This window comes from Lactobacillus kalixensis DSM 16043 (genome assembly GCF_001434335.1).
GTDB lineage: Bacteria > Bacillota > Bacilli > Lactobacillales > Lactobacillaceae > Lactobacillus > Lactobacillus kalixensis.
Genome location: NZ_AZFM01000042.1, coordinates 1 through 12,344, shown reverse-complemented (window position 1 = coordinate 12,344; position 12,344 = coordinate 1). Strand labels below are relative to the sequence as shown.

9 protein-coding genes are annotated in these 12,344 nt (G+C 33.5%); all 9 read right to left on the bottom strand.

The window, feature by feature from the left end; all coding sequences use genetic code 11:
• Positions 1 to 113: 113 nt before the first annotated feature.
• Positions 114 to 1,376, bottom strand: coding sequence for a TcaA 3rd/4th domain-containing protein (locus tag FC46_RS08815; RefSeq protein WP_057799892.1), 1,263 nt, complete (start codon positions 1,374 to 1,376; stop codon positions 114 to 116).
• A 14-nt stretch (positions 1,377 to 1,390) separates the two neighbouring features.
• Positions 1,391 to 2,668 (bottom strand): DUF4767 domain-containing protein, encoded by a 1,278-nt coding sequence (locus FC46_RS08810; RefSeq protein WP_057799890.1) that lies wholly within the window; start codon positions 2,666 to 2,668, stop codon positions 1,391 to 1,393.
• Between the two features lie 120 nt (positions 2,669 to 2,788).
• Positions 2,789 to 3,682: a UTP--glucose-1-phosphate uridylyltransferase GalU gene (gene galU, locus FC46_RS08805; protein WP_057799888.1), complete on the bottom strand. Its 894-nt coding sequence runs from the start codon at positions 3,680 to 3,682 to the stop codon at positions 2,789 to 2,791.
• A gap of 80 nt (positions 3,683 to 3,762) precedes the next feature.
• Positions 3,763 to 5,247 (bottom strand): glycosyltransferase, encoded by a 1,485-nt coding sequence (locus FC46_RS08800; RefSeq protein WP_057799886.1) that lies wholly within the window; start codon positions 5,245 to 5,247, stop codon positions 3,763 to 3,765.
• Between the two features lie 26 nt (positions 5,248 to 5,273).
• Positions 5,274 to 7,079, bottom strand: a complete 1,806-nt coding sequence (locus tag FC46_RS08795) for a plasmid pRiA4b ORF-3 family protein (protein ID WP_057799883.1) — start codon at positions 7,077 to 7,079, stop codon at positions 5,274 to 5,276.
• Positions 7,080 to 7,209: 130 nt separating this feature from the next.
• The gene (locus FC46_RS08790; RefSeq protein ID WP_057799881.1) at positions 7,210 to 7,506 is read right to left on the bottom strand and encodes a sunset domain-containing protein; all 297 of its coding nucleotides are present in this window, start codon (positions 7,504 to 7,506) and stop codon (positions 7,210 to 7,212) included.
• Between the two features lie 100 nt (positions 7,507 to 7,606).
• Positions 7,607 to 10,360 carry a TOTE conflict system archaeo-eukaryotic primase domain-containing protein gene (locus tag FC46_RS08785; RefSeq protein ID WP_057799879.1) on the bottom strand — a complete coding sequence of 918 codons (2,754 nt, stop codon included), beginning with the start codon at positions 10,358 to 10,360 and terminating at the stop codon, positions 7,607 to 7,609.
• Between the two features lie 330 nt (positions 10,361 to 10,690).
• On the bottom strand, positions 10,691 to 11,143 hold the full coding sequence (locus tag FC46_RS08780) for a helix-turn-helix domain-containing protein (protein WP_057799877.1): 453 nt from the start codon (positions 11,141 to 11,143) through the stop codon (positions 10,691 to 10,693).
• 414 nt (positions 11,144 to 11,557) lie between these two features.
• Positions 11,558 to 12,301: an ATP-binding protein gene (locus FC46_RS08775; protein ID WP_083478048.1), complete on the bottom strand. Its 744-nt coding sequence runs from the start codon at positions 12,299 to 12,301 to the stop codon at positions 11,558 to 11,560.
• Positions 12,302 to 12,344 lie beyond the last annotated feature (43 nt).

Below are 12,344 nucleotides of genomic sequence, written 5' to 3'. Positions count from 1 at the left end.
CACATATCATTGCCGAGCTACTTTTTCAATAGTACTTCAGTTTTTGACGCTTACGAAGAAGCTACGCAAGTTCTTACGACATTAAAAAAGAGTTCGAAATTCGAACTCTTTCTTTATTTGTCATCTTTTTCTTTGTCACCTAGTGAGCGAATTAACTGATTCTTGTTCACACTGTGGAAAATTGCATTGTTATAGGTGACTTTCTCAGTGTGTTTCTTTCCTTTTTCACGGTATTTATACACAAGTTGATAAGTTACATCACTCAGGTTTTCTCCAGCCGGCATGATCTTGATCACTCGCGCAGAAACTTTGAGCTTCTTCTTGCCTTTTTTAATTTTCTTCACTTCTTTTTGAAGCGGCTTGAAATCTTCATTATATTTACAATTTTCAAAGCTATCACTACTTGGTTCAGTATAAGTTTCTTGCAGAATTTTTTCTGCATCTTCACGCGTGATTAAGCCTGTCCAAATTGGATTAACAATATAATCACCTTCGACATCTTGGTAGACATCCTTGGTATTATTGCCCGCATAAGGTTGACTGCCATAGTCGCTAGAATCGTCATCACTACTACTAAATTCACTGCGAATCGATGTGGACAAGTCACGGACCTTTTCAGATCTAATCTTCTTTCCATTATAAGTTGTCTGAATATAAAGCTCAGTATCTTTTGCAAGTGGATAATTCTTAAATGTAGCCTGACCGTGGTCATTGAGTGTTTTAACTTTTTTATCATTGATATAAACCACACCATTTGGCACACTTCTAATCTGGAAAGTCCCTGTCTTAATCGTCATATTGATCGTTTTATTAGACCAAACATTAACGACAGCATCTGCTTTCAATTTACGGCCAGATACCTTAGTTTTAACCGCTACGTGATAACGACCAGGATAGACTAAACCTAAATCTTGATAATAATTTTGATCTCCGCCTTCCATGACGCCATAGTTCTTTTTATCTACAGTCAAAGTTGAACCGGCGTGGTTAGTCTCAACTTGTGGTCGATAGACTTGTACCAAAATTGTATATTTTGGGAAAATCAAAAAACGATTGCTACGCTGAACTAATTCGATCTGTTCGGTATCTTTACCACTACGTAAATTTTTAGCCAATCGGCGAGCTGCTTGTTTATTTTCTTTAAAATATTGTTGGAGTGGTCGAAGACTGGCTGCAGTAGTCTTAATATCAGGATTGGACGGTGTCACATAATCCGTCATATCCTGACTTGGATCACTCAAACTGTTTACAATACGGTCAATTTGACGATCGCGATCATAATAAATATTGCCCCAACAATAAAAAATTCCAACGGCAAGCAACAGTATGAGCGTAATGATCAAACCACTGTGGCGTTTTTTTGTCTTTTTTGCCATTTTTCCACCTTCTATCATCTAGCAATTTTAGCGAAGTTTTCACTCAAAATTTTATTCTTTGTTATTGTTACAACAACATTGCTCCCGTTAGTTGTCTGATCACACAAAACAACTGGCTGATTATTGTAGATACAGAACAAATAAGTAATATGAAATTCTACCGATCCGCGATTATAGTTAAAAATCGAAACTACATGATATGCAACGTTTTGCTTTAATTGCGGATCCCAGCTAATAGAGATGCGCTTGCCGTTAAGCATGAAGGGGGTTTTTTGAAAAATAGCTGGATATTCTTGTCCAGCACTAGTTTTTAGGTTGCCACTGCCGCGATACTCAACGTATTTTTGCTGCATCATTTTACCAAAAGTGACCATGTAATTAGCTAAGGCCTTCTCTTTAGTGCTATTCCAGGCCAAACTATTAACATTTGTCTTAGTTTTCTTGGCTGTTTTTTTCTTAGTTTTAGCCACTGGCAATTTATTTGTGAACACAATGTTCTGTGAAATCGGGGTAAGATCTTCCTTATTCACAAGTTTTGCGGCATTAAGTAGTGAAACAAGCTTGCGTCGACCTTGATCATTTACAAAGACAAGGTCTGCTTTTTCTGGTTTAGTTAAATTCGTTACAACATAGCCAGTTTGGCGTGAAAGAACATAAACTGCGCCTTTTTGTGGAGCCGATACTTGATAATCGCCAAACTTGTACTTATCAGCCTTTGCAATTTTCACCGGCTTAGTCTTAGCCTGCTCATAAACTTGCCCAAGATCGCTACCTCCATCTTTTCGATTGCTGTAAGCTAAAGCAATTGCCGCAATATCTTTATCAGTTAACTTATTAGCTGAAGTGCGGCCCATTTTCTTAGCAACCTTAACTAAATCAGATTGAGGCTCATGCTTCACGACTTTACTTGTTTGCGATTGGCTATTTTGACTAAGTGCAACTGCGCCGCAAACTACAATAATTATTATTAAAGCAGTTATCCACCAACCTTTATGTGACTTAGTTTTAAGCGGAGTTACACTATGACTTTCAGTCTCCTTTTTCCGACGTTCTACTACTTCAGGACGTCCCCAATTAGTGAAACTCTTAGGAATCCACACATCCTGATTGCTGATACGATAGTAAATTTGATCGTTAATTTCCTTAACTTCGCGCACCGTTGCAGTAGTACCGTCAGCTGCAGTTTCACCTAAGCGCTCTCCATTTGCACTATACAAAGGCGCATAATTATCTGGACAAACAACCCGGATCGTATCACCCGGATTGGGTTCTCTTAAACTATCAATAGCCAACTATTCTCACTCTCCGTTTTTTGCATTACCTTTCTATTTTAATCTAAAAAGAGCAAATGAAACAATTTGTTTTCATTGACTGCACGTAAAAAGACGATTCGTTATGAATCGCCTTAATTGTTATTTATTCTTTTCTAACTTCTTGCCCAATTCAATGATGTAATTGCGAAGTGCTTCACTAGTTTCTGGATGAATTAAACCATATTGAATAGAAGTTTCAAGATAGCCTTCCTTATTTCCAACATCAAAGCGTTCTCCTTCAAAAACTCGGGCAAACACGCGTTGTGTCTTGTTCAAAGTATCAATAGCATCAGTTAACTGAACTTCGCCACCTCTACCTGGCTTTTGCGTTGCCAAAATATCGAAAATCTCTGGTGTAAGCAAGTAACGACCAATAATTGCTAAGTCACTAGGAGCATCTTTAACTGCTGGCTTTTCCACAAAATGTTTAACGTTGTAAAGTCCCTTAGATTCTGAATTCTCTGGATCAATTACTCCGTATTTATAAACTTCTTCATGTGCAACTTTCATAACAGCTAAAGTTGATGCATGAGTCTTGTGATAGTCATCAATCAATTGCTTAGTCAAAGGAACTTTGTCCTTCATTAGGTCATCACCTAGCATAACGACAAATGGCTCATTCCCAACGAAACTGCGTGCACGAAAGATCGCATCCCCAAGACCAGCTGGATGTGGCTGGCGAGTGTAATACAAATTAACGCCCAAGTCAGTAATTTCTTGTGTTAGTTTTAGTAATTCTTTTTTACCAGTTTTTTCCAAATCTTGCTCAAGCTCAGGGTTAGCATCAAAGTGGTTCTCAATTGAACGCTTATTCTTCCCAGTGACGATCAAGATATCTTCAATTCCTGATTCTTTGGCTTCTTCTACAATAAATTGAATAGTGGGCTTATCAACAATTGGCAACATTTCCTTTGGCATTGCCTTAGTTACTGGCAAGAAACGGGTTCCCAACCCTGCTGCAGGAATAATTGCTTTTCTTACTCTATCTTTCATCTTTTCCAAGTCCCCCAAGATATACTTTATGTCAAGTTTTATTCACGTAATATTTTACAACCTCAAAATAACGTATGCAATTAATTATCTAGAATCTTTTCTTGAGTTAAAAAATCGCGCCACTTCTCAGTCACATTTTCAAAACTGTACTTTTGGGCTGCCTGATATGCACCTTCTGATAAAACTGCTAATTTTTCCGGTTTACTCAAAAGTTGATCCAAGACGTATTCTAACTGCTTCACGTTATTTGGTTCAATCAACTGACCACTTTTTCCATCATCAATAATTTCACAAGGACCATAATTAATATCGTAACTGACTACGGGCACACCGTGAGCTTGAGCTTCAAGAACCGCCATGGCAAAGCCTTCTGAACTACTTGTTAACACTTCTATTTGTGCTTCGTTATAAACCTGATCAAGATTTTGGGCATAACCGTTAAAGTGAATAAAGTCTTCAGCATTTTGTTCTTTAACTAACTGATGCAGCTTTTGACTAGTTGCAGCATCTGTCGTATTGCCGTAGATTGAAAGTTCCACAAAATCATATTTCTGATGAAGTTTAATGATCGCAGTGATTAATTGATCAAGCTGCTTAATTGCAGCAACTCTGGCAACTGCAATAATATTGCCAAACTTGCGACTGAGGTAAGAAACAGGCTTAATTTCTGAAATGTAAGTTACTGGAATCGCATAGCTATGGTTGGTCTGATAAATGCGTGCGGCATCCCTAGCTTCGGCTTTTGTTGAAGAAATCAAGCCGTTGATGCGGCCGTCTGCCACAAGATTTGCGATCGGTTTGTAAACATCGTACAGTTCATCATTAGGATTACCGCTTGGCGTTAGGGCAGAGTGGAAAATCACGTATCTTGGCACACTCAGCTTCATTTTTTCAAAAGCCGGCACAATACTGGTAGTGCGGTCGCAATAAAGGACAGCTTGCGGATCTTGTTTGACAATTTCATCAAGGAAAAATCCTCTGAGTCCATCACGATTATCAAAGCGATAAAGCTGTCCTTGATATAGCAATTCAACAGCAGAAATGATCTTCTGATCGCCGGCCTTACGGTAGTATTCGCTCAAAACGATTTGATGGTTTTCATCATAATATTGCCGCAAGATAAGCTGCGCATTGTCATCAAAGAACTCGGTGTGACTCAGAATTCCGCAGTCATAGAAATCTCGCTTGATAGTAAAGCCATATTGGTCATAATAGTCAACGTAGTAAATCCGTTCACCAGAATAGACAAGATGCGCCACTTTTTTGCCATTATCATAAGCGGTATCGCCATCGATATGATACTTAGTTTTGTCCAAAAGTTGAGTGGCAGTCGCTTGATCAGCCGAAGCTTTTTTATAAGGAAGCTTTTGGAAAAAATGATACATATTGATCACTTTATCCGCGTTCTTAAGCTTGTCGTGGGCTGACTCAAAGAAGTAATTGTATTCAAGTTCGATGATCTTGTTTTCCTGCTTCAATTCGTCGAAGATCTTCGCCCGCTTCACCTGGGCCAATTCAATCGCAGAAGTCTGATAATCTTGCCGACTTGTAATAAAATAATGCATTATTTTTTACCTATAAGCTTTAAACATTAAAAATAATCATATGAGTAAGGTGGATGCTTCAATAATTCGTTCAACCCATCTTTATCAAATTCATCAAGATCAGTCTTACTGCCACCTTCCTCCTCTAGCAGATCAGGATCAAGTTTATTTTCTGGCGTATCGTAATACTCTTGTAAACTCCAAACTCCACCAATATCTTCGATAATACTATAACCTTTTCCAGAAAGAATCTGAGGATTTTTTGGTATTGCTATATTGTAAGACACTTTCTTAATATGAACTTCAAATTCCCAATTATCACCATAATCATAGGTTAAGGTTAATTTATCGCCTTCATCAAAAACAGATATTTTTGTTTTTTCAGAATCCGCAGAATTATATGATAAAACCATATCTGAATCATTTTCTTCTTGATTTTCATAATGAACATCATCTTTAGGATTATAAAGATCATATAAATGTCCCCAGCCCACATTAAACATCAGCAATATTGCTTGCATCAATGTTTCTACTGAACTATTTCCACTAATAATAAAGCGACGCCAAATTGAAGGTCTAAATCCCTTTAATTTTGTACGAATTTCATAAACTGCATGATTACGTTTTTGGTTTTCATTTCCAGCATTCTTTTTATCTTTAGACTTCATGTATTTTGTAAAATCAGGAATTACATCAAGAAGCTCCAAGATAGAGTTTATTAAAACCTTAAGCTGATCGGGCGTATCAGGATCATTAGCAATTCTACTATATTTTTCTGGATCATTCATGATCTTTTTAGATATCTCTTTAACAGTATCTTCATCTATATCCTCGGAAGGTGAATAATTATCTGTATAAATCTCAAACTGTTCTTGGCAAATATCATCCACTCGCTTTAAATCAGCCTTAGTAATTAATCCAACTCTACTTAAGAAACGATAAAAATCGTAGAACAATGTAAGTACATTAGCTGTTGCTAATTTTTTCTGTTCCGCAGAAAAGGTTCCGTTGGCTTCGATGCCGTAATAAATGCAACACCAAATATAGTAATTCAAATCACCTAAATTACTATTTACAAACCTTAATTCTCTAGTGAATAAGTAATTATTCACAAAATCTACTAATTGTTCTTTAAGATCTATTCCAACTCCTTGAAAATTTTCTTTTGGATTTCTTAAATATTGATCAATAATTTTATCGTTGTTTTGCCTTATTTCGTTACTTACCTTCTCATTGTTGGATATATCATGATTTTCATATCTTGCCCAATGATTAGGATCCATAAATTCTGCTTTTAAATCCCAATACTTAACATTAGCTCTAGGATGTTTTGTCTTAACTGGAAAAAGCTTATTGGCTTTCCAAGCTATAGTTTCAATAATCTTAGCGGAATGCTCTTTAGATAAGTTCATAAGAAGCAATGATAAAACTATATTCTCATCATTTTTCTTTGTATCACGAAGCTGAGATTGGATCTTCTTCTCAAGATTTCTAGAGTTATTTTTAATATAATCAAGCATATAATTTGTTAGGTCACTATTAATAAAATCATTATGAACTAATGTAAAGCCATTAGTTAGATTTGTATCCAAAACATCATTTTTTTGTTGAAAAGTAAGATAATTAAATGTTGATACAACTTTAACTAGGTTAGCTTGAAATTCATCTTTATCAATTCGAGACGTTACAACTGTTATTCCGGTTTCTATTTCAACAAACAGATAATATTTTTTCTTTTTCTTTTTTAAAGTAAATTGAGTAAGTTGCCAATCATTAAAAGTTGTAATTCTTTTACTAGATATATAATTGCCAATTTCTTTATAAATATTTTGACCATATTGAATGATAGACATAATTTACCTCGTAATCTTTTTACTTTTATCTTAACAAATATTTTAAGCTAATAGGCGGCTTCAACATTCATTAAATATATTTTTAAATAAAAAATCTGTCAGAGGATCCTCCCCTGATCAGATTCAAATTCTATCTCTTAGATAATCGATATCCCGCAGCGCGAGCAGCTGCTTCAGACTTAAAGTAAACAGCGTTACTGCTGTTCATGCGGTATCTTCTTTGACGATAAACGTGGTAAATGTGTGAGCGTTTATTGCCGATAATCACTTTGGGCTTGGTAGAAGTCCAAATCTTGTTTCGATAAACTGCGGCTTGGGTAATTATTGGCTTAGCTGGATTTTGTGACACTTGAGAAATACTCCCAATAGTTCCCAATGCCATTAAAATTGCAGTGATAGCAATTGCTATTCTCTTTTTTAATTTCATCTTTGTCTCCTCATAGAAAATTTCTAATAATAATAGTAATTATATCATTATAGTTTATTTCTATGAGTAGAATTGTGGATTAGAGGAAAATTCTACGTAATTATCGTTTTTTCTTAGAATTTCTCACCAGATTAGTGCTATAAACTCGAACCGCTGTCATATATGGCTTAACAACATCTCCAAAATTCAAATCTCCATACCAATAAATTTCATCATTAAAAATACAAATATTATTCCCGACTTGTTCTGTTTTGAGTAACTTAATTTTTTCAACTTTTCCTTGTATTTTCTTAAATATTCTATCTGGTACTACAAGGGTTACATCTGCTTTCGTATTAGTTTTCAAAAGTTCATTAATTAATCTTAGTGTGACATTTTTCATTCTCATGTAAATACTTGTAGCTTGTGCTAAATCATTCTTCCATGTTGGGAAATAATCACGATAATCAAAATATTGAGACTGATACTCATTTCCTGATGTATTTAAAACAAGTTCATATCCTGCCTGCTTATATATCGATAGTCGTTTCTTATACATGTTCAAAAACATGTCATCTGACATATCAATATAATCAAAAACTCGAAGTTCATCTTTTTTATCTAAACCTCGTTCTAAACGCCCCAAATATTGTTTAGTATTACCTTTCCATGAAAAAGGCAATGTTATAAACAGTGTATCAAGTTCTGGTAAATCTAACCCCTCGCCTACATATTTGCTAGTCGACAAAACAACACAAGGTTGATCTAATTTAATTTTAGTTACATTTCCTAAGCTGCCCGTCACTAAATATATTCTTTTATCTTTAATTTCTAAAAGTAACATTTTATATAAAAGCTTTAGATGTTCTACTCTTTCGCTTAATAATAAGATGTGTCGTTTATCTTTTAGACACTTTTTAACATCTTTAACAATCAATTCGTTACGATCATGATTTATGATTAACTCATTAATTTTTTGAGTATATGAGTTTGGTAAATTATCTATTCTGCGAATTTCAGTATAACGAGGATAAAGATACCTATGCAAAAATATATTTTCTGTATTTAGCTTTCCATCATCTTGATAAACAATTGGTCCTAAACGTAAGTGTAATATTTTTTCTAAGCCATCTTTTCTCTGCGGTGTTGCGGTCAAACCAACAATATATTTACAATTTGCACTAGCAAGTATTTTTTCAAAAGTTACAGCTGCAATATGATGACATTCATCTACAATAACTTGATTATAATCTTTAAAGAACTCTATTCTTTCATTTTCAGTCATACGGCCTAATTTTTGAATTGTTATTATGTCTACCAATTTAGATGGATGATTTCTGCTTCCCGTTATTATTTCAATTTTATTCTTACTGACTTTACGTCCAGTAGGCGTCAATTCCATAAAAGGTTGATTTGATATTTTTAGAAATTTCCGACCTTTTTCTTGCCATTGTTTTGCAATACTTTTTGTAGGTACGATTATCACAGTTGGAACTTTTCGCTTTGCTATTAATGCAAAAGATACAACTGTTTTCCCAAAGCCAGTATGACCACAAATCATAGATAACGAATTTGACAATACTTTATTAAGCGCCAGTTGTTGATTTTTACGTAACGAACCCATAAAATTAACATCTAATTTTGTAATTGTAGAGAATTTTTCCTTTAACTTACATTTACATTTCTGAGTTAATTCAGTTAAGCATCCTCTTGGTAATCGCAAATATTTTCGATCAATTGTAGATAAAGTTATTAAAGATGGCGTATTCCAAGTAGGCATTCGCATTCTTTGTTTTTTAGTATATTCAGGATTAGAAAAAGTTGCTAAGCTTAAAAGGGTTAATTCTTCTTTATGTGTTAAATCAGCTTTTTCTATAAAGATTTCACCAGTAATATAGCCAGATACTGTATGAGGATAAGTATTTGCTTGTTTTAAACTACTTAATAAATTACTATCAATTATTAATCCCATATCATGACTAATATTACCAATTAATTGCTTTACCTCTTCTTTAGAATATTTTTTCATCAAAGCCAACTGATCAAATAATTCATTTGAATTCGTTGGGTGTAAATTATCATCTGTAAAGATCGACCTTTTTTCTTGAACATCTTCCCACTTTAAAGGTAAAGCGATTAAATTTCCAAATCCACCTTTGTCAAGTGAATCTTGATTTGGAATCATACGATCGAAACTATCAAGATTTAAATCAGTACTCTCTAAAACATTTAATAGTAATAATGTACCCAACTTCCTAGCGTTTTCAGCCAAAACATGATCAAAAAATATCCAAACATGATAGCCCTTTCCTGAATGTGAGATTTCAGGTAAACAGTCTATTCGATATTTTCTGCATATTTTAATCAATGCTTTAACTATTTCTCTAGGATCGGGATCTGAAGATTCGTGTTGATCAAAATCGAAAACTAATAAATTAGTACAATTATCTTTTAGAAGAGGATAAATACCATATCTATGATATGAATCATTATTTACAATTTGATCATATACTGTTTTATCACTATACGGCTCATATTCCTTAACTAATTGTGAAAGGGCTCGCTCATCATTTCTTGCTTGATAAAAATCCCACCAATTTTTCAGAGCTGGACTATAGCCTTTCCCATTACTCCACTTTTGTGCATACACATCTAATCGCCCAGAAAAATATTCTTTATATAAAATAATTTTTTCTTTTGTAGTTCTATTTTTCTTTTTCAACTTCAGAAGTTCATGTTGAGTAATAATATACTTTTCACCTGTATTGGTTCTAATTAAATATTCTATAATTTCTTCGTTTTTATAATGTTTAAATGTTGCTACAATTTCTATGGTCTCACCGTTATTAAGCTTAACTAATCTATCTTCATTCATTATTTCCCCGTACCTTAAACAAATTTATAGTTAAAGTATACGGCATGCTTGTGATTCTTCCTATACGAAGTTAATTCTATATTTAAGCGGTTTTGAATATAATTAATAAGATGAAGCAACCTAGTGACAATTAAACTACACTATCGTGGCCCAACACTAGGCTACCTTTTCAATGTACTCTAATTTTTTACACCAACTTTCCGCTTATAAACATTTCATTCAAAGAAATATACCCTTAATTCCTAATCTTACCCATATTTCAATCAACATCCACTGCTACTTTAACTATCTTCCCAAAAATATTACCTTTATATTTAATAGGTAATACTTCTACATCATCAGGATTCTCTCTTTTCCAAACCATATATTTTCTGTAAAATATACTTTTACAATCTCTAATCTCTTATACTCGTTTAAAGCAATAACGATATCACCGCTATGTATATGGGCTGTTCCCTTCAACACCAAAATATAACTATTCTTTGGAATAACTGGTTCCATTTCGTTTGTGTATACCTTCATTGGCCATATTCCATTGTAGTTATACTCTTTAAAAATACGCACTATTGGATTGCTAGGAAATATATCATCAAAACTAATTTCTAAGATATTCAGTATGTTGCTCAATGTATCAAGATTTATCCCTCTCTTACCAGTTTCATATCGACTAACGGTAGATCTAGTAACATATAATTGCTTTGCAAAATCTTTAATTGAAATCGACTTCTTTTGACGAAAATATCTAACTTTGCCACCAATATAACGATTTATTTCAGTGCTCATTCTTGACACCACCTTCCTTTTTCTGAAAAAAGTTTATCACGTTAAATCATTTATATCACTATGTTCCACCCAAATTATCCATATTGGAACAATTTTGACTTTTCTAAAAAAACATTACTGCTTATATCAATATTCAATAAAATGCTATAAAAAACTAAACATAAAATAAAAACCTTGATACTAATATTTTTCAGAAATATTAGATCAAGGCTTTATTAGCATAGAAATTAACTATAAACATGTTTTTTACAATTACTAAAAATCACATACAAAGATATCTATTCTAAGTATTTATGTGAACTATTTTATTTATTATAGCCAAATAGCATGTACGTAGAAGAATGTAAATGAACGTAATAGAACTATAGGGAACGAAAAGGGAACGAAAAGGGAACGAAAAAGGAACAAAAATTTTCAATTTTTTCGATCATCCATCAATTGTCCTAAAATCTTTCTATATAATTGTGGCATTGCTTCCATTTGAGCTAATACCTGCATGGGACTAGATGGTATAGCATACTTTGTAGATCTAGATTTACCTTGCTTTATTAATGCGCCTATCTCAATTAAATGATTAATAGACTCTATAGATTGTTTTTTTGACAATCCTGTATTTTTTTCTATCTCTTTTCTTCCCAAAGTATGTGTTGGTGTAGAGATAATGGACTTTAAAATACTTCTTTCTCTATCATTTATATCTTTTCCTGAAAAAGAATCAGCATAGTCAACATTCCAAATTTTTAACTTTGTTTCCACATTATTTGTTTCAATGGATGGATTCTTGTAATTATTTATTTGTGCAGATTCAAAAATCTTTTCTCCACCATGTCCTGCTCTTTCAGACTTTCCTAATTGAACAAATAATTTTGAAATGATTGGATTGCGCGTTGCTGTTTTATTTGTAATAAAGAAATCCTCTACTGGTATTTTCATTTTTCCAGGATTTATAAATTCATAATAATTGATTTTTGCATAAGCTTGAAGATGCGCACTTTCATAATAATTAGCATGCATTAACATATTTAATAACGCTTCTCTAAGTGCCACAGCCATAGAGGCTGACGAATCTTCTCGAACCATATCTGAATTTAATTTGAATTTATTAGTTAGCGTACGTTCTAATGCTACAGAGGTTGCCTGATAAGATGTAGTATGCACTAGAACTCTTTACAATTATGTAGACAAGGGGCTAATCGGTATT

What these genes read in the sequence shown, in the direction of transcription:
- FC46_RS08800 (WP_057799886.1), bottom strand. Translation starts at nt 5,247, where the DNA reads ATGCATTATTTTATTACAAGTCGGCAAGATTATCAGACTTCTGCGATT.
- FC46_RS08785 (WP_057799879.1), bottom strand. Translation starts at nt 10,360, where the DNA reads ATGAATGAAGATAGATTAGTTAAGCTTAATAACGGTGAGACCATAGAA.
- FC46_RS08780 (WP_057799877.1), bottom strand. Translation starts at nt 11,143, where the DNA reads ATGAGCACTGAAATAAATCGTTATATTGGTGGCAAAGTTAGATATTTT.
- FC46_RS08795 (WP_057799883.1), bottom strand. Translation starts at nt 7,079, where the DNA reads ATGTCTATCATTCAATATGGTCAAAATATTTATAAAGAAATTGGCAAT.
- FC46_RS08815 (WP_057799892.1), bottom strand. Translation starts at nt 1,376, where the DNA reads ATGGCAAAAAAGACAAAAAAACGCCACAGTGGTTTGATCATTACGCTC.
- FC46_RS08790 (WP_057799881.1), bottom strand. Translation starts at nt 7,506, where the DNA reads ATGAAATTAAAAAAGAGAATAGCAATTGCTATCACTGCAATTTTAATG.
- galU (WP_057799888.1), bottom strand. Translation starts at nt 3,682, where the DNA reads ATGAAAGATAGAGTAAGAAAAGCAATTATTCCTGCAGCAGGGTTGGGA.